Origin of the sequence: Paenibacillus silvae, from assembly GCF_014639235.1 — a bacterium.
Classification (GTDB): Bacteria; Bacillota; Bacilli; order Paenibacillales; family Paenibacillaceae; genus Paenibacillus; species Paenibacillus silvae.
The window spans coordinates 258,819-279,466 of sequence record NZ_BMFU01000006.1 but is presented as its reverse complement, the minus strand read 5'-3'; the positions used below and the strand labels follow the sequence as shown (position 1 = coordinate 279,466).

15 protein-coding genes are annotated in these 20,648 nt (G+C 49.8%); 10 read left to right on the top strand and 5 right to left on the bottom strand.

All coding sequences use genetic code 11. The features are described from left to right. Positions 1-893 precede the first annotated feature (893 nt). Positions 894-2,294 carry a serine hydrolase domain-containing protein gene (locus tag IEW26_RS20605; RefSeq protein WP_188593691.1) on the bottom strand — a complete coding sequence of 467 codons (1,401 nt, stop codon included), beginning with the start codon at positions 2,292-2,294 and terminating at the stop codon, positions 894-896. A 251-nt stretch (positions 2,295-2,545) separates the two neighbouring features. Between IEW26_RS20605 and IEW26_RS20600 the strand changes: the two genes are divergently transcribed. From IEW26_RS20600 to IEW26_RS20590, 3 genes are all read left to right on the top strand, one after another. Then, entirely contained in the window at positions 2,546-4,549 is a 2,004-nt protein-coding gene (locus tag IEW26_RS20600; protein ID WP_188593690.1) for a methyl-accepting chemotaxis protein, read from the top strand. Positions 4,550-4,805: 256 nt separating this feature from the next. Continuing rightward, positions 4,806-5,615: a DUF2087 domain-containing protein gene (locus IEW26_RS20595; protein ID WP_373288512.1), complete on the top strand. Its 810-nt coding sequence runs from the start codon at positions 4,806-4,808 to the stop codon at positions 5,613-5,615. A gap of 84 nt (positions 5,616-5,699) precedes the next feature. After that, entirely contained in the window at positions 5,700-6,065 is a 366-nt protein-coding gene (locus IEW26_RS20590; protein WP_188593689.1) for a GIY-YIG nuclease family protein, read from the top strand. Positions 6,066-6,262: 197 nt separating this feature from the next. On the opposite strand, the gene IEW26_RS20585 is transcribed toward IEW26_RS20590, so the two are convergent. Then, complete coding sequence (locus IEW26_RS20585) at positions 6,263-8,263, bottom strand: methyl-accepting chemotaxis protein (RefSeq protein WP_188593688.1); 2,001 nt, start codon at positions 8,261-8,263, stop codon at positions 6,263-6,265. 248 nt (positions 8,264-8,511) lie between these two features. Between IEW26_RS20585 and IEW26_RS20580 the strand changes: the two genes are divergently transcribed. From IEW26_RS20580 to IEW26_RS20555, 6 genes are all read left to right on the top strand, one after another. Further along, a complete protein-coding gene (locus IEW26_RS20580) occupies positions 8,512-9,186 on the top strand; it encodes an AzlC family ABC transporter permease (protein ID WP_188593719.1) in 675 nt (224 codons plus the stop codon). After that, complete coding sequence (locus IEW26_RS20575; RefSeq protein WP_188593687.1) at positions 9,177-9,506, top strand: AzlD domain-containing protein; 330 nt, start codon at positions 9,177-9,179, stop codon at positions 9,504-9,506. The genes IEW26_RS20580 and IEW26_RS20575 overlap by 10 nt, the downstream gene beginning before the upstream one ends. Before the next feature lie 103 nt (positions 9,507-9,609). Continuing rightward, positions 9,610-10,266 carry an SGNH/GDSL hydrolase family protein gene (locus tag IEW26_RS20570; RefSeq protein ID WP_188593718.1) on the top strand — a complete coding sequence of 219 codons (657 nt, stop codon included), beginning with the start codon at positions 9,610-9,612 and terminating at the stop codon, positions 10,264-10,266. A gap of 65 nt (positions 10,267-10,331) precedes the next feature. Continuing rightward, a complete protein-coding gene (locus tag IEW26_RS20565; RefSeq protein WP_188593686.1) occupies positions 10,332-12,704 on the top strand; it encodes a heparinase II/III domain-containing protein in 2,373 nt (790 codons plus the stop codon). Next, the gene (locus IEW26_RS20560; protein WP_188593685.1) at positions 12,697-14,664 is read left to right on the top strand and encodes a glycosyl hydrolase; all 1,968 of its coding nucleotides are present in this window, start codon (positions 12,697-12,699) and stop codon (positions 14,662-14,664) included. Before IEW26_RS20565 ends, IEW26_RS20560 begins: the two co-directional genes overlap by 8 nt. Before the next feature lie 239 nt (positions 14,665-14,903). Next, complete coding sequence (locus IEW26_RS20555; RefSeq protein ID WP_188593684.1) at positions 14,904-16,040, top strand: glycoside hydrolase family 88 protein; 1,137 nt, start codon at positions 14,904-14,906, stop codon at positions 16,038-16,040. Positions 16,041-16,138: 98 nt separating this feature from the next. Here IEW26_RS20555 and IEW26_RS20550 read toward each other — a convergent pair whose 3' ends face one another. Next, positions 16,139-16,747 (bottom strand): class I SAM-dependent methyltransferase, encoded by a 609-nt coding sequence (locus tag IEW26_RS20550; protein ID WP_188593683.1) that lies wholly within the window; start codon positions 16,745-16,747, stop codon positions 16,139-16,141. Between the two features lie 259 nt (positions 16,748-17,006). Between IEW26_RS20550 and IEW26_RS20545 the strand changes: the two genes are divergently transcribed. Beyond that, complete coding sequence (locus IEW26_RS20545) at positions 17,007-19,379, top strand: Ig-like domain-containing protein (RefSeq protein WP_145406384.1); 2,373 nt, start codon at positions 17,007-17,009, stop codon at positions 19,377-19,379. 133 nt (positions 19,380-19,512) lie between these two features. On the opposite strand, the gene chrA is transcribed toward IEW26_RS20545, so the two are convergent. Both chrA and chrB read right to left on the bottom strand, forming a co-directional pair. Next, on the bottom strand, positions 19,513-20,058 hold the full coding sequence (chrA, locus tag IEW26_RS20540) for a chromate efflux transporter ChrA (RefSeq protein WP_188593682.1): 546 nt from the start codon (positions 20,056-20,058) through the stop codon (positions 19,513-19,515). A 1-nt stretch (position 20,059) separates the two neighbouring features. Continuing rightward, positions 20,060-20,647 carry a chromate efflux transporter ChrB gene (chrB, locus tag IEW26_RS20535; RefSeq protein WP_188593681.1) on the bottom strand — a complete coding sequence of 196 codons (588 nt, stop codon included), beginning with the start codon at positions 20,645-20,647 and terminating at the stop codon, positions 20,060-20,062. Position 20,648: the final 1 nt, after the last annotated feature.

The following is a 20,648-nucleotide window of genomic DNA, read 5'->3' as shown; positions in this document are numbered from 1 at the left end:
GATGCTGGCAGCTGACAAGTGAGCGAACAAGGGCATCGAAGAATGCAGACTGTACAGTAGGGCATAAGAGTAGAGTAGGGCGTGAAGAGCACAGAGTAGGGTGTGGAAAAACCATAGAGTAGGGTGTGGGAGCACATAGTAGGCAGTGGAGGAGTATATGGCAGGGAGCGCAGGAGCATATAGTCGGGTTATGTATCTCCATGATCTCGATTGTGCCTCATGTATACATCTGGAAAAAAAGTAACAAAGGGACGAGGCTCATTATGCCTCGTCCCTTTGCGTTGATGTATACTTGCAACGGTTATGCATGCTTCAATTCTAACGATTCCTAGAAACGCTATTCGGGTCATATCACAGACTTTTACTTTCTAACGATTCGAGGAAAGCCTATTTCGGGTGATCGAAGTGAAAATGGACGTTAATCCTGTGTTTTTAGCGAAATAAGGTTGCTGGGAATCGTTAAAGTTTCAGAAAGGGCAATATGGCTCAAATAAGCTCATCTGGATTCGTTAGAGCAAAAAAGTGTGAAAGGAAAGTTTGGGTTGAAGGTGTTAAAGCGACTGACCTTTCTCCCATTTTTGCACTGCGTGACTGCTCCCAGTACGCAGTGCCCTGCTTCATGACAAGGATGATCAGCCACAATCAACATGGGGAGCATAATTAAGCTCCAGTCCAATCCGTATTGAGAAGATGAGCCGAATCCTTCATGTAACGCAGGTTTTTTTCATGACAAGGTAGTCAGCCACATTTGCTATCAAGTATTCGGCAAGTCCTGAGCACTACAAGTCACGAACGAGCACCACAAGCACTGATCACTACAAGTCACGAGCATCAAAAGCTCTGAGTACTGCAAGCTAGGCGGGCATGACACAATCGGAACGTCCAATATCAGATCATTTCAGCTGCAAAGCCTTGGCGGTACGCACCTCTACTTCGTCCAGAAGGGAGGTCATATCCATGCCCGCATGATTGCCAAGCAGAATGATGGTGATATCGTCAGACAGATTCCGTGAAAATGCTGTGGAGAAACCGCCGCCGCTTCCATTGTGGAAGACGGTGCGTTTGGGTCCATTTTCCTTGAGAATCCAGGCGTAGCCGTAATTTTTATCGGAATAGGGCTGGTACATCGTTTCAATTGTATCCTGACTCAGAATCTCGTCAGTGTACAAGGCGCGATCCCATTGGAGCAGATCATCTACAGTGGAATATATGGTTCCCGATCCCGACTGGGATACATAATAGGGCGCGGTAACCCAGGCATTATCCTGCTGAACAAAACCGCTGTTCGTATGCACCTTGCGGGAGGCTTCACCCGAATTTTTCATGCCAAGCGGGCTGAAAATAGTCTTCTGCACATAATCGGCATAGCTCATGCCAGATACCTGTTCCACAACGTACGCTAGTAAAACGTATCCACTGTTGCTGTATAAATACGCACTGCCAGGTTCGAACTTCAACGTTTTGTGACGAATTTCCTCCACGGTCTCCTCAAGCGTAACATCCTCACCACGGCCAAATGCAGACGGCAGCCCTGAAGTCTGCGATAGCAGCATATGCAATGTAATCTGATCACCCTTAGGAATGCCTGAAATATAGGTGGAGATTGGATCTTGTACATCCAGTTTTCCTGCTTCAGCCAAGCTCAGGATGGAAGCCGCAGTGAATGATTTACTCAAAGAGGCAATACGGGTTTTCTGATCCGGGCGATTCAGCGTTTGCGCATCAGCAAGCCCGTAGCCTTGTTTGAGCAGTATTTCCCCGTTTTGTGCAATCAGAGCCATACCAGGATAGTTGATCTCGCGTAGATACGTGTCCACGCTGACAACGTCTGGCTGGAGCTGGCTGACTTGATCCGTCACAATATTAACGCTCATCTGACCAGATGCAATCCGCTGGACCTTGATATCCGCCTTGAGCGCGTTTGCCATAGCACGTACCGGGACCATCAACGTACCGTTAACGTTACGCACACTGACCGGAGCAGTAAGGGAAACCTGGTTTACGTGAATGGACGTGCTGCCGGTCTGAAGTACAAGCTTGTCCCTTCCGACCATTATTGTTGCTGTTTGAGTATGTGAATCCCACTTCAGCGTACCATTGACCGATTGAACGACATCCCGTAAAGGAACGAACGTTGTACCCTGAATGATAAGAGGTGCATTTCTCCAAAATTGCTGTTCGCCATTCACTTCAATGTGCACGGCTTGTGTACTCTGTGCTGCGGATGCCGTACCTCCAGCCTGCCCGAGCACCGGAGCAGCGCATAGAATAAGTGCGAATAATACACGAATCATAGATGAATAGATGCCGGATACCGATTGCTGTGTGTGTAACTTGCGTAAAATGTAAATCCTCTCCTTCCAAGTGTTTCATGTAAAACCAGCATATGTGCATTGTAAACGATCTCTACAAGGGGGTCAAAACGAGGTGTTTTCATAAAGAAGAGCAAATGTTAAAAATGTGAATATTTATTTTTGATACATAATGTTTCGAGATGTACTTTCCGATAAAGAGAGTTGAACATAAACATGGAGGATTAGTAGAAATGAAGAATAGGTTTAAAACACAATTCGCGAAGAAGAAAAAGCTTCGAACATGGTTCACATTAACAGTAAAGAAACGACTGATCACCGTATTGCTGTTGTTCCTGATTGTGCCCAGTCTAAGCGTGGGCTGGCTGGCATATATGAAGGCTGCAGATCAGGTCAAGATGGAGATTGTTCGATCTGCACAGGCCAAGACAGAAATGCTGAGTCTGCAGATCGATCAGATGTTAAGTATGCAGAAGGATAATGCGATGCAGATCGCATCAGGCATTACTTCGGAGGACGTTATTAATAAATCACCTGCACTTCAAGCGCAGATGGACCGAATGTCGGAGAACCATAAAGAACTCGGTGTGCTTACAGCCGGAGCAGAGGATGGGAGCTGGATGAAATCTCCTGATCCCGGAAGTCAAATTTATGATCCTCGTGAACGCACATGGTACAAAATGGCGATGTCACAATCTGAACCAGTTATTTCTGATACCTTCCAGTCTGTAACGACAGGGGAATGGGTAGTGACGGCGGCAGCCAAGCTGGCAGATGGCAAGGGTGTATTTGGCGCTAATGTAAGTCTGAATCATCTGAAGGAGACGGTTGACCAGATTCATATCGGCAAAGCCGGGAAGCTGTATATGCTCGATAACGGAGGGAAGTTCTTATTCCATTACAAAATTGAATCTGGCACGCAGTCTGATCAAAGCTACATTAACGAGATGTATACCAAGGATCGGGGAACCGTGAAATATACATATGACGGTCAAGCGATGGAAGCTGTATTTTACACCAATCCTGAAACGGGGTGGAAAATTGTTGGCGAGATGATTCCCTCTGAAGCAGCAGAGGCAGTGCAGCCCATCTTGATCCGTACAATTACCTTGGTGGGATCGGCGGTTATTGTGGGCCTCATACTGCTTATCTTCATTATCCGCAGCATTCACCGTCCGTTACAGCAGATAACACAAGCTGCAGCTCAGGTAAGTGCGGGTGATTTGACAGTGCGGATAGGTTTGCGGCGCAAGGATGAATTTGGGCAGCTTGGCGAGAGTTTTGATAAAATGACAACCTCCCTGCGCAATGTGCTTGGCGAGGTGCATGATACCTCAAGTCAGCTGGCGGCATCCTCGGAAGAGCTGATGGCAAGCTCGGAGCAGACCTCCAAAGCTACCGAGCAGGTAGCCGAGTTGATGCAGGATGCAGCCGCAGGAACGACAATGCAGAATGAAAGTCTCGCTGCCACCGAGCAGCTGGTTGGCGAGATGTCCCTGGGAGTTAAGGAGATCGCAGCAAAATCAGAACAAACCGAGCGCATAGCGGCAGAGACCTCCACTAAATCGGAAACGGGCATGGTAACTGTACAGGAGGCCATCTCTCATATGGAGCAGGTTAACGATGAGAGCAAAGCGATGGAGGCTGTCATTCACGATCTGCGGGCGAAAAATGATGAAATACTTGAGATTGTGGCCGAGATTACGGCAATTGCCAAGCAGACAAACATTCTGGCACTGAATGCTTCCATTGAAGCTTCGAGAGCCGGGGAGCATGGACGCGGCTTCGCCGTGGTGGCAAACGAGGTGAAATTGCTGGCGAACAGTTCGGGTGCTTCCGCAGAGCGGATTAATGAGCTTATGCGGGAGATGTATGAGAAAACAAATGCTGTTCAAGCCGCTTTTGAGCGTACAGGAGAAGGCATGGTGAAGAGCTCGCAGATGATTGAGGATGCAGGAGAGGCTTTCCGGACAATTCGTGATGCGGTGCAGGTGGTAGCGGTACAGGCCGAAGAGGCGGCAGCGGCTTCTCGTCAGATCGATCAAGGCATGGGGCATGTGAACAAAGCTGTACACGATACGATGGTTCTGTCGAACCGAATCGCTGGGGGAACCGAGGATGGCTCGGCAGCAGCTCAGGAGCAGCTTGCTACGATGGAAGAGGTTGCCGCATCGTCAGCGGCTTTGTCACGTATGGCAGAGGATCTGCAAAGTGTAATTGATCGGTTCAAGCTGTAGCAGCAGTTCCCTTGAGACAGAATGGCATTGTAGTTGTGTAAAATAATAAAAGGAAAGACAGCGATCTGTCTTTCCGTGCACCTAAAGACTGCCGGGATTCGTACCTCGAACCCGCAGTCTTTTTTTTTTGCCGAGAGATATGGGTACTTGTGATTAGTCGCCAAGTCAGCTTGTGTTTGACAATAAACAAACAAAATAATAATATATCTATAAATGAGCAAACGATAGAATGAAAAAGTAAGAGAATGAGGGGCGAATGATGAAATCATCCGATTCCAGATTGCAGACAGCTTCGTTAGAGGAGATTAAACGCGGTTATGTGGAGGAAGCTGAGGTCTATACATGTGTTTGCTGCGGGTACGAGACGGAGGCTGGAATTATTTATCCCGAAGAGGGTGTGCTTTATGAAGCAGAGCGGTACATGCGTGTTCATATTGAAAAGGCTCACGGGTCGGTATTCGAATATTTGCTGGCGCTGGATAAGAGCGTAACAGGACTGTCCGATGTACAGCGGGGCCTGCTGGCTCAGTTTTATGAAGGGAAAAAAGATGCAGAGGTGCAGCAGGCACTGGGCATCGGGAGTGCATCTACGATTCGGAATCATCGGTTTGTTCTGAAGGAGAAGGAGAGACAGGCCAAGATTTTGCTGGCGTTGATGGAGCTGCTCAAAAATAAGGATCTTCATGCACCGGCAGCATGGGTATCCCCTGTCATGAAACAAGGGCATATGATCGATCAGCAGGCATTTGATATATCAGAAGCTGAACGGGAAAAGGTGCTGCAGAGTTATTTCCCGGAGGGCACAAAAGGTCCTTTAACGACGTTTCAGATGAAGCAGAAGCATAAGTATATCGTGCTTTTGGAAATAGCCAAGCGATTCGAACCACAGCGCACCTATACGGAAAAGCAGGTCAATGCACTTTTGCAGCAAGTTCATGATGATGTTGTAGAGATTCGAAGGTATCTGGTGGATTACGGACTGCTAGAGCGGGAGCCGGATGGCAGTCAGTATTGGCTGGGCAGTGCTGCGGAGCAGCAAGGCGAAGGCCAGAGACCAGCGACATGAGCGGAAGAAGCAGAGGCCAGGAATACCGAGCAGCAGGCGAAAAGGCATGACTCGGAAATGAAAGCAGGTAAAGGAGAGAAGGATATGAATCGGCGCAAGGAGCTACAGGAGCAGGCCAAAGAGGTCAAAACAGAAGCAGGAGTGTATCAGATCCGAAATGAACGAAATGGTAAGGTGTATATCGACAGCACCCTTAATCTGAAAACGGTGAATGGGCAGCGGTTTATGCTTCAGATGGGAAGCCATCTGAACCGTCGTTTGCAGGCAGAATGGAATGAATATGGCGAGAGTGCTTTCGTTATTGAGGTGCTGGAGGTGTTGAAAAAAGATGATAACCCCTTCGCCGATCCGAAGGATGCGCTCGCTAAATGTCTGAATAGCTGGTTGGAGAAGCTTGAACCCTATGGAGAACGCGGCTATCATGGTGATCCCAAACCATCCGCTGAATAGAGCATAAAGGAAGAGTTGGCATTCAGGCTGAAGAAACGTTTGATGAAGAATGTTACCTGGAGAAACGTTTATACGAAGATACGAAACTTTCCCTAACGGAGCCCCCCCAATATAAAAGCCCCTTTGCCGACGCTACGGCAAAGGGGCTTTGTACTGATGTGCCCGGCAGGGGCATGTCCATATGAGCTGGACGTCAGCTAGAGCTTGAACTGTTCAACCAGCTTCTGAAGCTTGTGAGCCAGATGGGCAAGTGAATCGGCAGAGGAGGATATTTCCTGCATGGAGGCTACTTGCTCCTCCGTAGCGGCCGAAATATTTTCCGTCCCGTCTGCATTGGTTTCCGATATGTTATGAATCTGATCAATGGACTGTACTACTTCTGCTGTGCTGGCAGACATCTGTTCCGAAGCTGCCGCGATGTTCTCCAGCTGCTGGTTAACCGTTCCAACTGCTTCACTGATGCGAACAAAAGCTTCATCGGCAAATTGCACTGCCTGTATGCCGCTATCAACGTCTTTTAACCCCAGCTGCACATTTTCATTGGCTCTGGAGATTTCCTGCTGGATGGACGCGACCATGCCGACAATTTTCTGACCGGATAGACTGGATTGCTCCGCCAGCTTGCGGACCTCGCTAGCAACAACGGCGAAGCCGCGTCCATGCTCGCCTGCACGGGCTGCTTCAATAGAAGCATTAAGTGCGAGCAGGTTGGTCTGGGCTGCGATATCGGTAATAACCGATACCATCTCACCGATTGAACTGGAGTGCTGATCCAGTCGTGTTGCTGTTTCGGCGACACCCTGGACAAAATGCTGGATGGAGTCCATCTCGGACACAACCGTTTTGATCGTTGCATTACCTTGCTGTGCGAGTTCACTAGCCTGCAGTGCGGCCTCGGATACTTGCTGTGTACTGTTCGTAACTTGGCCAACCCCTCCAGCAAGCTCGTTCATCTGCTGGGCGGTATGCTTCAGGCTGCTGGCTTGCTTCTCAATTCCAGCTGCGGACTGCTCTGTGATCAGGGCCACCTGCTCTGTAGCTTTGGTTGTCTCGGATGAATTGATGGCGAGCTGTGCGGAAGAGGTGCTCAGTTCGTCTGCGGTGTGGCGCACATCCTGAATAACTGCCCGTAGAGATTGACTCATTTTGTTAAAGCTGTTGCTGAGTTTACCGAACTCATCCTGTCCTTGGACGGCTACTTCGATGGTCAGATTACCGTCACTGATTTCATTCGAGGCATTCACAAGCCGGTTGAGCGGACGGGTAATGGATTGTACAATCCAGAAAATAATGATGGAGCTGATCACAATAGCCCCAGCGATAACGACAAGTGTAGTGTACAGAATAGGACGAACGGTTTCTGTCACTTCGTCATTATCAATAACGCCGACAACGGTCCAGCCTGTTGTTTCATTAGTGGCAAAGAAGGCATGCTCGTTTTTGCCGTTCTGTGTGTATTGAAGCTCGCCGTTTTTCTGTTCAAAAATTTGTTTGTATGGCTCCATCGTACCCTCTGTACCCGGCTTTTCAGTCGGATGTACGATGATTTTATTCGCATTATCAATAATGTAGATGTATCCTCTTTTCCCGATCTTCGTTGAATTAACCGTCTTGGAAAGAGCTTCAAGGGATAGACTGACCGAAACGACACCGTGACCATCTTTGGTCGTCTGGGCAACCGAGGCGACAACGTTACCCGTATTGCTAGAGATGTAAGGTGTGATTACAGTGGGGTTATCTTTGTTCTGTGTAGCAGCCTGGTACCAGGGACGTTCGCGCGGATCATATCCTGGTTTGTTCACAGCAGTCACCGGGGAATTGATGTACACGCCTTTATCTGTGCCGACAGAGGCAAGCTCCACATCAGAGTGGGTATCTTTGTATGCATCAAGTAAAGTGCGTATCGTCTTGGTTTCATCCCCCTGAACAGGGCCGACATTGCCCGCATCAAGCTGACTTGCCAGAAAATCGACATTTTTACGAGTGGCACCAATAATCTGGTCAATAGTCTGGTTGAGTACACTAACGCTGCTGCTCGCATTTTCAAACATTTTTTCCTCAACCTTGGCATCCGCTGTCCGGAATGAAATAATACCCAAACTGATGGTCGGGATCAGCAGCACGATGGCAAAAGACAGCATCAGCTTCTCTCTCATCTGCATCGTTCGCTTTCCTTTTGACTGCTTCATTTTCTTCATACCCATTCTCCCCTGTCTCTCCCAAACTTACATAATATGTGGTATATTTCTAAGTTAATGCGATACGATTCTGAATCCTAAGATTCTGTATTCCTAATCAGAAATCTTTGAATTTGAACGGTATGTATCGTTATATATCGGCTGGTCTTGATTGAAATTAGAGAGGAGTTGCCCCGAAATTGAATCAAAATGCGTTAACTTCATCTGGACATAAACCTCATGTCGAAACCCAGGATGATGCAACATTTATGCAGGGAGTAAGGGACTGTGTCCCTACACTGCTCGGATATTTAAGTATTGGCTTCGCAGCTGGAGTTATCGAGATGACGGCCGGTTTGAGTTTTGCGGAAACGGCACTGTTAAGTCTTGTGTTATATGCAGGGTCGGCCCAGTTTATTGCAGCAGGCATGCTTGCTTCGAATGGGTCTGCGGTAGCGATCATCTTCACGATCTTTTTTGTAAATCTTCGTCATCTGCTGCTCAGTGCAGCTGTGTCTCCTTATTTCAGGCATCTGACACCGCTTAAAAATATGTGGATCGGCTCGCTGCTTACAGATGAGTCCTTCGGCGTAGCCATGACACGTGCAATTGGCAGAAAGACGCTTAGTGAACGCTGGATGCATGGATTGAACATTACGGCATACTTGAACTGGTTTGCTGCCAATATGGCAGGTGCTTATTTTGGACGCTGGATAACGGACCCGGACAGGCTTGGTCTGGATTATGCGCTGCCAGCTATGTTTATAGGTTTGATTGTGCTTCAACTGGTTCACCGCAAAAGTAAAAAAATACATATCAATGTAGCGATCATTGCGGTGGTTTCTGTCATCCTGGCAAGCATGGCCTCGCTTGGCAGCATGAGTATTATACTGGCAGCAGTTGTTGCAGCAACGATGGGAGTGTTCATGGAACGATGGAAGTAAGATGGGATGTATTCTGGATTATTATGGGCTCGGCCTTGTTGACGTTTATTCCGCGGGTATTGCCGCTTATGCTGTTTAGCAAAATACAGATTCCGGTGTGGCTGTTGCGCTGGCTCGAATATGTGCCCGTAGCGGTTATGGCATCACTCATTGGTCAGGAGCTGTTTATGAACGGGAGCGAATTGGTTCCCATTACTGAAAATGCTGCTTTGTGGGCAGCACTGCCCACCGTCGCCGTTGCCATCTGGACTCGAAGCTTGCTAGGAACGGTTCTGGTTGGCATTGTTTGCATGATGATTCTGCGTTACTGGATGGGCTAGGTATTTTATATGAAAACGCTATTTTCTAATGTGACTGAAAGGGATAAGATGGAGACAGCAGTGTGGAAAGTTCATTTTACATACGAAGGGAACGATGGCCAAGATGCAGTCAAGTCCATCTACGATTTTGTTTCAAGGCGATTCCATTACAGACGGAGGAAGGTCACGCAATGAGGATCTGAATCATGTTCTGGGCCACGGGTATGCGTATCTCATCTCAAGCAGGCTGGGAATGGATCTGGCAAACAGACACAAAACGTTCTACAACAGAGGCATCAGCGGAGATCGGGCTTCCGATCTGTATGCGCGCTGGAATGAAGATGCTATCAGTCTTGAGCCGGACCTGATCAGCATTCTGATTGGGGTTAACGATGCCTGGCGTTCAATGAATGGTGAAGCTAAAGGGTATACGGACCGTTTTGGCCGAGCTTACCGTCATCTGCTGGAGGAAACACGGGAAGTGATGCCAGATACCGGGCTTGTGCTGATGGAACCCTTTATTCTGAAGACGGGAGCAACCGTTGATCAATGGCCGCCTTGGCAGGAGCGGATCAGCGAATACCAGGAGCAGGTTCAACAGCTGGCATCACAATATGGGGCGGTCTATGTTCCGCTGCAGCAAACGTTTAATGAAGCTTTGCAGCAGGCGGATGCGTCTTACTGGTTATGGGACGGTGTTCACCCGACGGCGGCTGGACATGAGTTAATTGCTCGCCAGTGGTTGTCTGTGGTTCAGGATTCTCCATTAGCCGTTGTGTAACGGGGAGGAAGCAAGTTCCAGCACATGTTGTCAGAGTTCTGTATTACATTCCATAAGTAAGCGTGGTGAATGCTGTGCAAGGCTCCAATCACGAAATCAAAAATGAACAGGAATACAGGCATGTCGATACAAGCTGTGCCGGGAATGGAGCCGAAGTGAACGGCTGGCCCGATAAAGAGAGGCTTCAGCAGATAATACATCCGAAGCGAAATTACCGTCAGAAGAATCGCATTTTGATGGCGGACCGTATCGGAGAAAGGCTGCGACAGCCTGAGCTGGTTAAAGTGTTCACCGACCTGAAGACCTATGGAGAGCTGGCGCTAAACGAACCACTGCCGCCGCTGACGTTTGCACTGTTTCGGCAGTTCAGCCAGACAGGAGAGCGCAAAGCTTACGAGAACGCATATTTTGATCGGCGCGGCAGATTAGCTGCTGTGGCGATGCTTGCTCTCGTTTCGGATGAACCTCGTGTGCTGCAGACCCTTGAAGAGATGTTGTGGGCGGTATGTGATGAGTATACATGGTGTCTTACAGCACATCTCGGAAACGGTGAAGCGAGGCAGGTTGAAGGCAACATCGATCTTTTTGCCGCAGAGACCGTTCATATGCTCGCCGAGATAGCGGTTATTCACGGCAGACATCTGAACCCTCTGGTGCTTGAGCGAATCCGTGTCGAGGCTGAACGTAGAATTTTCACCCCGCTGTACAGAGAAAAACGCGAGTATCACTGGCAGACGGCAGAGCACAACTGGTCAGCAGTCTGTGGAGGGTGCTGCGGGATGGCTGCTATGCTGCTGCTTGAGGATGAGGTGATGGTGCGAGAGTCCATCCGGCAGACGCTCGGCTGTATGAAGGCATTCCTGAGCGGCTATGGCGAGGATGGCGGCTGTGCGGAAGGCATCGGATACTGGGTCTACGGCTTCGGTTATTTTGTCTATTATGCCGAGATGTTACAGGACTACAGCGATGGAGCGTTGAATCTGCTGACAGGCTTGAAGATCGCCGCAATTGCGGCTTTTCCACTACGCATTCATCTGTCGGAAGGTATATTTGTCAATTATTCGGATAGTGCGGAGCGCGAAGAGATTCCAGCGGGGCTCCTGTCACTCCTGGTCGCAAAATTTGAGCTGCCAGCGAATCTGCCCCTGTTCATCCCGCGGCTGACAGATGATCCTTGCCGCCGCTGGGCTCATCTGCTGCGGAACGTGATGTGGAGTGATCCGGCAGTGTATGCAGGTGTACAAGAAGGAGCCGGTGCGCATGCTCAGGCGAACGAAGGGTTTATTTTACATCAGCTGGGGTGGATGGTTGCCAAGAGTGTACTTCCTGTACCAAAGGTATCCCATGAAGCTGACAAGCTGCACGCAGAAGAAAAGCAGGTTCAAGCGGCATGTTCCTTCAAGGGCGGGCATAATGACGAGCCGCACAATCATAATGATCTGGGACAATTCATTATTCATTGTGGCGGCGAAAATATAATATGTGACCCGGGAGCAGGATTGTATACTCAGGCATACTTTGCCCCCGGACGTGAGCAGCTGTTTCATATCTCTTCCTCCGGGCATAATGTGCCGCTTATTGATGGATGCGAGCAAAGCTCTGGAAGGCAGGCTGAAGCTTATATGCTGGGGTTCAGGCTTGAGCCGGATGGAAGTGAACTTGAGGCAGCGCTGGACCTGACACTCGCTTATCCAGAGGCAGCGTCGCTCCAGCGATATACACGGGAACTGTGCTGGAGGATTGAGAAGCACGACGACTGGATTGGCGATATTACCCGAAATGCCAGCAGAAGCAGTCGGGATGGGAACATGGACGAGCACATCGAGGTGGCGGTTTTACGGCTAACAGACACATTTCAATGGAAAGCGGGCACAGTGTTGGATGATGCACAATATTCGGTTGATGAGTGCTCCCCCCGTCCTTCCCGAGTAGTTGAGCGCTGGATCAGCCGCATAAATCCTGTTCTTGAAGAAGAGGGCCAGCTTCTATGGCAAGCGGCGCAAGCTAATGTATATATGGTCTATGATGCAGCCCGGTGGCATGTTGATACCGAACCTGTATATACCTTGGATCACGATCATAACCCGGTTACATTTTATCGTACATCGCTGGTATGCAAAGGGACAGCAGAAGCAGCAGGGGGAACCGGGAGAGTTACGGATCAGAGAAACAAGATGCAGGTTATGGTTGCCATGGAGAACAGAGAGCCGACAGAACCTATGAAATCTTTTGGTTTCTTTGAAGCTGTAGAGACTCCAGCCAAAGAGGAAAGCAAAGAAACAGGTGAAGGAGCTGGAGAAGCTGCCAATATAATAGATACAGATACAGATACAGGTGCAGGTGATATAGCTGATATAGCTTCGCTGGAGATTGTTTGTCAGGTGCATTTTGTCATTGAGCCGCATAAGGCAGAAACCGAGGTGAGTGAAGGTGAGTAATTATACAGCTGCATCAGCTTATCCGTGGAAAACAGCATTAAAGCAGTACCGTATGTTGGCAGCTGAAGCGGGCCCTGCACCTGCTGATGGCTGGAATCGGGAACGCAAGCTGGCCCTTGTACAACAAATTGTGCACGCTTACAAAAAAGTTCAAGATCATGATGGAGCTATTATTGATCCGTACTCGGGAGCAGAGAGGTACTATTCTACGCCTGCCTATGCGATGGCAGCAGCAGTTCTGGTGGATGCGGGGCAGCTCGAACTACTTGATTCCGCAGCGGCAGCTCTGTCACATAGCATTGATGCGGTGGTGAAAGGCAGTGCGCCCGACCATCACCCGGATTTCTATCCCGTGCTGATGATGCGGGCGTATATGCTGCTCAAGTCTCATCGGCCTGAGCAGGCGGCCATCTGGGCTGAGGCTCTGAGGACGATTGATCCCGAAGAAGATTATGTATTTACGATGACCAAAATGAACAATGCCAATCGCATGATTAACTGGAATGCGATTATGATCTCGGGAGAATATTTAAGGTGGCGTGAACAGCTTGCGAGTGTCAATACAGCCTGGATGGATCGTTATCTGGAGGCCTATCACCTGCCGCGGTTTACTGCGCTCGGTTTGTATCAGGATGGTCCACTGGATCGACCCAATAGTCCTTTTTCCTATGATATCGCTACCCGCTATCACCTTGGAGTAATGCTCGATGCCGGATATGAAGGAGCTGTTGCAGATGCCTTGCGAGATCGGCTGCGTGACGGTGCGTTCAGCTCCCTGCTCATGCTGTCTCCGCTTGGAGAGATTCCGCCGCGGGGACGCAGCTCGCAGCATCAATGGAATGAAGCGGCTGCAGCCTATGTCTGCTCGCTGCATGCTGCCCTGGCGAGTGAAGCTGGCGATTCAGTTATGGCAGGAGCGTTTGCCCGGGCGGCCAATCGCTGTTTTGAAGCGGTTGAGCGCTGGCTCATGCCGGACGGGCGCCTGAAAATCGTACGCAATGAATATGCGCCAGAGCAGCGACACGGATACGAGATTTATACGAATCATACCTGCTACAACCTGTGGACGGCGGCGGCACTGGCTCATGCTTGTCTGCGTGATCCGGGTGAAAGCATTATTCCCGCGTATCTTCCTTCCGAGATCGGGGACAGGGTACTGCAGACGGATGGCTGGTTTGAAACCGTGCTGGCTTCCGTGCCCGGGCAGCAGATCGTATTGCATACCGCTCTGAATGATCCGTATACCATCCCTGGAATGGTACGAATACAACAGGCAGGTTTACCCGGGTTAATCGGTCCGTCAGCAGCCGGTCATGCACAGGCAGGGTTTACGGAGTTTGCCGAGGGTGTTGTTCAGCCTTTGAGCTACTGCCCTGCATGGATGACACCCGATGGGGTCTGGCATAGCCTGGCCCAAGGCATACCGTCCGGCAGCGACTATGACCGCGATGCAGGAATAGATCCTGCCTGCGGCGGCGGTTCAATTGTATATGAGGCGGAAGCTCCAATCGCAGCAGCGGAGAATGAATCCGGGAACAAGCTGAATAAAGCAATGGCGGGAAGCGGTGTGAAGGCAGTGGAGAGCGCCGGGCAGAACGCTTTTCAGATCACCTGGAAGGGGCATTTCTCTGGAATAAGCGCTGTACGTGGCCGCTATGTCCAGCGAGCGGATGAGCTGATCGTGACGTATGAGTTTGAAGGCAGGATTGAAGCGGCAGGAGCGCTCATTCCGCTAATGTACAGCGATGGGCAGGAGCAGGCTGTCGTCACGCACACCGAGCGAAGCGTACGTACTGCGTACCGCGGCGCATACGTTGAATCTGAAGCGTGTAATCCGGGAGTGAACGTCAAGCTCGACCCGCAGGCCGTTGCTTCACGCAACGGGCTGTTGAAACAGGCGCGGATGGAGGCTTATGGTGCGCAGCAGCTGACTTTTACTGTTCGATTGGGAAGTATGTAAGACATGAAGAGTTTGCCGAGATACAGAGTGCGGGGAAAGTGACAAAAAGGCGACATGTCACTGATAGCGCTTGATATGAAGCGGAGCACTGCGTGCTGGAGGTTGTTCTATGTAAACTTTAAAGGAGCAGGCAGAAGAAAACAGGGAACATGGGGTCCAAAGCTTTCTGGAAGAAGGCTGGGGATAACAGCAACTGGAAGTGTGAATTGGTCATACTCAGAAGCGGGAGGGGCAGTAATATGGACACATCAACATCGGAATCATGGGTAGAAGCAGCATGGAGACAGGCAGCTGACAAAACGATTCGCAACGCCAAGCGAATTCAGGATACGTTTCCCCATACTTCACTGCAGGGGATGTACGATCAGAATGATCCTGATTGGTGGACAGCCGGTTTCTGGCCCGGCTTGTTATGGCTGGTGTACAGGGATGCTCCGCAGCATGAGTCGGCTACAGAGCTGCGGCGCATTACCGAGAGCTGTGAGCAGCAGCTCGAAGGCTGTCTGCGTGATCCTGACCTGGTGGATCACGATCTGGGTTTTATCTGGCTGCTTAGCGGCGTAGCCAGCTATCGCGAGACAGGCAGTGCGGAGGGGCGACGCCGCGGCTTGCTTGCCGCGAATTTGCTCGCCGCCCGTTTTCATGTGCGCGGTGAGTTCATCCGCGCCTGGAACTTCAGCTCGTCAACGATGGATACGCGCGGCGTAGCCATCATTGACAGCATGATGAACCTGCCGCTGCTCTACTGGGCCTCCGAGCAGAGCGGCGATCCTCGCTTCCGATGGCTGGCGGAAGCGCATGCGGACACCGTCGCGCGTGAATTCGTGCGCGCCGACGGGTCCATCTGCCACGTGGTGGAGTTTGATCCACACACGGGGCAGAAGCTGCGGGAGCATGGCGGCCAAGGCCATGCTCCCGGGTCGGCCTGGGCGCGGGGCACCGCCTGGGCGCTGCACGGGTTTGCGCTGTCTTTCCGGTATACGGGCGAAGCCCGATATCTGGAGACAGCGGAGCGAGCGGCCGATTTCTTCCTCGCCATGCTTGGCGAAGACATCGTGCCGGTGTGGGATTTCCGCGCGCCAGCGGAGCACCGGGCGGCGTGGGATTCGTCCGCAGCGGCTATTGCCGCGAGCGGACTGCTTGAGCTCGCGAAGCTGTCGCCGCGCGGGCAAACCTACGCTGCCGCGGGAGAACGCATCGTCCGCGGCTTGTATGAGCACCATAGCTCCGCCGAATTGGCGGCGGAGGAAGGGCTGATCCTCCGGGGTACGGTGCATTACCCCGAAGGACGGGGCATCAATGTGCCGATTATTTACGGCGATTATTTCTATATGGAGGCGCTGGCGAAGCTGCGTGGAGACAAGGGTTTATTTTAAGGGGAATGATATAGTTAGATGTTCATCTTTCATCTTGAATGTGTGATTAACCGCCCTTGGCAGGGCGGTTATATTTTTGCCGTATTTTTTGGCTGAAATCACTTCTTCGCACATGTCCGTTTCAGAATGACAAAGTCTGCCGAGGACTGCTGGGGATAGCGCTGACGTATAATCTCATGCACCTTGAACTCGGGATAATCAAACAGATAATGGAACAGGTTACGGTCCTGAATCGTTCGTACTCCTGAATCACCCTGTTCCCTCAGTCTCGTATAGAGTACAACCCAGCGGGTAGAGGCATGGAGCACATCATGCAGCGTATGGCGAAAATCTGTCTCATCCGTAATGTGATAGAGCACATCCAGACAAACGGTGAGATCCGCTTGCAGAAAACCACGGTTGACCCATAGACCTGGTCTATATACCATGAAGCTCTTCGAAGGATCATCAGCGTACATGGAGGCACAGTGCTCTACCGAGGCTGAAGCCACATCCATACCGAGATATTCGCCATAGTCCATATATTTCAATTGGTTCCCATCACCGCAGCCAAACTCGATAATGCGACGAATGCCCTCACGCTGGATTAATGCATTGACAACCTCGGCTTTGAACTCAGCCAGCACTCCGTATGAACCTCTGCCGGATGTTTCACCTTTGCGATAAGTCCGCTCCCAATAGTCGATGTAATCAAAGGATTGATTCAATCGGTATCCTCCTTTTCTATAAAAATGTACTCCAGTCGCTCTAAACTCAGATTATGCCTTGAGGATACGGTGGTGAATGAAACCGGTGCAATGCTGCATATATTCGCTCTGATTGCAGCTTCCCTTATGCATGGTTAGATGATCGAGTAACATGAATTCCCATATAATTACCTGAAAATTTCCTGAAAGTCTAAACATCTGGAAAGCCTTTGCCGACATTATATAGTAGGAATAAAATGACGAATATCGGAGGGAAATGATGTTAAAGCCAAGATTGACCAAGTATATGGTAATGATGCTGGTGTTGATGCTCACTATTTCCAACGTAGGCTTGGCCGCTGCGGCAGAGAAGGAACTGTCCAAAATTGTAGTTTCCAAAAATGAAATGTCGCTCGAAGTCGGCGATTCCGGTTCGGTGACGGTAACGGGGGTATATTCGGATAATACCTCAGCGAACGTTACGATCAGCTCATCCTGGACGAGCAGTGATACTTCGGTAGCAACTGCATATAATGGCTCGATTACAGCCAAAAAAGAAGGCACAGCAACAATTACAGTGGCGTATCAGGGCCAAACTCAGCCTGTTCAAATTAAAGTAACGAAGAAGGTTAAAGCCCTTTCGAAAAGCGTGCAAAATCTTGAGCTCCGCACAGGGGAAAGCAAAGACATCGTCTTGACTGCGACGTACAGCGATAATACAACGAACAGTGATGCAGCGAGCAGTGCAGAATGGTCGACAAGTGACGAGAAGGTTGCCACCGTTGTTAACGGCAAGGTTACTGGGCAAAGCGCGGGAACAGCTGTCATTACTGCCAAACTGGGAAGCCAGAGCGTAACCTTGGACGTCAGCGTAGAAGTGGTTAAACGTGTAGACGTAGACAAGAAGCAGGTGAATCTGCTGCTCAACAAAAGCGAAGTTGTGAAATTGACGGCTACTTATCCAGACGGGACAACGAAAGATGTAACCGACCTGGCGGAATGGACGTCGAGTAATGAGAAGGTTGCAGATGTGCTGAAGGGCAATATTACAGGTTACTCGGCAGGCTCTGCTGTTATTACAGGGAAATATGGTACCAAGTCCGTATCAGTAGATGTGGATGTAGATCAGACGAGCAAGCTGAGCGTAGAGAAACAGAGTATTTTCTTCCGCTTGAGCGAGAGCAATAAAACAGCCAATGTTGTTGTGACGGCTTCATATCCAAACAGCAGTGATGTGAATGTAACCGATCAGGCGACATGGACATCCAGCAACGAGAAGGTTGCGACGGTGTTCAAAGGTCAAATTACGGCAGTGAGCGCCGGATCAACGACGATCAAGGCAACCTATAGCGGTAAAACGGTGGAAGTCGCCGTGGATGTGGATACCGCGAGATATCTGGATATCAAAGATGTGAATGATAAGCTTGCCATGAGTGTTACGGGTGACAACAGAACGAAAAAACTGACGGCGAATGCAGAATACATTGATGCGAGCAAGGAGGATGTTACGTCCAAGGCGACATGGACCTCCAGCGATGCTGAAATCGTATATGTATCGGGTGGCGAACTGATTGCTTATAAATCAGGTACGGCTACGATTACAGCAGCATATGGCGGTAAAACGGTGAAATTCACAGTCAGCGTAGACGTTCCAGACAAATATGAGATGGACAAAAAGAAAGCAACCGTGGCTGTAGGCGGAACCACTTCTGCCAAAGTGCTTGCACTGTACGGTGAGACCTCCAAGGATGTTTCCGAGGATGCAACCTGGAGCAGCAGCAGCGAGAAAATCGCTGAGGTAGACAGCAAAGGGGTTATTACAGGTGTAGCGACAGGGAAAGCGACGATTACGGCTAAAATTGAAGGCAAAACGTTGACACTCCCGGTTGAAGTGGGTATGGCAAGCGGACTGGAGGCAGATGTAAACTTTGTTGTGCTTTCGGCAAAAGAAACCCAAACCGTTATTCTGACAGGTACAGATGGTGACGGTAATACAAAGGATGTCACAGCAGATGCGACCTGGAAATCCAGCAATGCCCGCGTAGCAGATGTAAAAAAGGGTGTAATCACAGGGAACAGCAGTGGTAAAGCCAACATTACTGCTGAATACGGCTCGCAAAAAGTTACGATTCAGGTTGAAGTCGATGTAATCTCACGAATCACAGCTTCGGAACCTGCACTTTCCCTCAAATCAGGCGATACGGTTGATCTGACAGTAACGGCTACCCTGAGTGATGGCAGTGAACGTGATATTACGGACAAGGCTGAATGGAAAACGAACAGTTACAAGGTTGCTCAAGTGACCAAAGGTAAAGTAAAAGCATTAAATTCAGGTAAAGCCAAGATTACAGCGAAGTATGGCGGCAAAACGGTGACGATTGCGCTGGATGTAGATACACTGAAATATTTGCAGACCGACAAAGTCACATTGACGATGAAGGCTGGCGATAAAGCGACAGTTGTGGCTACAGCAACGTACGTGGATGGAAGTGAGGCTAATGTATCCAAGCCAGCACTTTGGACATCCTCCCGTATAGCGACTGCTTCCGTTAAAGATGGTGTGATTCAGGCGAATGGGAAAGGGAAAGCAACGATTACGGTTTCCTATGCAGGGGTAAAAACAAAGGTTACCGTAGTGGTTGAAGCGAAGTAACTTTGCCTTACAAATGTTATTATGTAAAGTACAAAAAGGTGATATCCGCATTCGAGCGGATATCACCTTTTTGGTATGATACGGCTGCATGTGACCTGTCTTTTTCAAAATTAAATGAAGTGATGTATCCCTGTTACATCGTATGCGACAGCACCAAAGCACCATAGGCAAAAGCAATAAGAATAAGAATCGCAGGATGCAACTTGGTTTTGGTCATGACCCAAAGCGAGATGCCTGCAATAATTAGTGTTTGCCAGATCCCAATGGAGTCTGTAGATACTTGGCCGAATTCCCAGGTGAGCAGAATCATAAGCACGGCAATGACGGGCTGTACAAGCAATGTCATGCCTTTGACTTTAGGCGAGGTGCGATGTTTGTTTAATAAACGCAATAATAAAATAAGTGCAGCTGCCGACGGTACAATCGTAGCAAAGCTGGCGATGAAGGCACCGAACCAGCCTGCGACATGGTATCCGACAAATGCAGCGATTTTGGTTGCAATCGGCCCGGGAAGTGCATTGCCGATCGCGAGGACGTCCCCGAACTGTTCCGTGGTCATCCAGTGGTAGTGATTCACAATCTCTTCCTGCATCAACGGAATGGAAGCGGGGCCACCGCCATATCCCAGAATGTTCGCTACGAAAAATCCCCAAAATAGTTCCCACCACGTCTGAAGCATCCTACGATACCTCCTTGTCAGAGTTACCTTTGGATTTCAAACGCTGAACGAGACCAAAATGGAAGAAGCCATAGACCAGGAAAGCTGTAATGACCAATCCAGGGTGCACATTCAGCAACTGCAGCGCCGCAAAGGCAATTATGCCGAATGCAATAGCAAACCATTTGCCAAGCCCTTTCCAGGCTTTCATTGCAAATTCATAGGCCATCATACCGAGCATCACAAAAATAACAGGTCGGACTGCGGCGACCATGCCCGCTACAATTTTGGATTCGCGCAGCGCGTACATCGAACCCAGCAGGGCAATAATCGCAATGCTTGTCGGCAAGATGTGAGCAAGTACGGCGACAATAGCGCCCAGCACACCTTTGGTTTTATACCCAAGATAAGCAGCCATCTTGGTAGCAATGGGGCCCGGCAGTGCGTTGGCAATCGCCAGAATCTCGCCGAATTCATCATCGCTGACCCATTCATAGCGGGTAACGGCTTCATAACGGATGAGTGGAATAACTGAAGGGCCACCGCCATATCCCAAAATTCCGGTTCGCATCATGCCTGCCACGAGACCGTTGTAATCTTTCCAACTCATG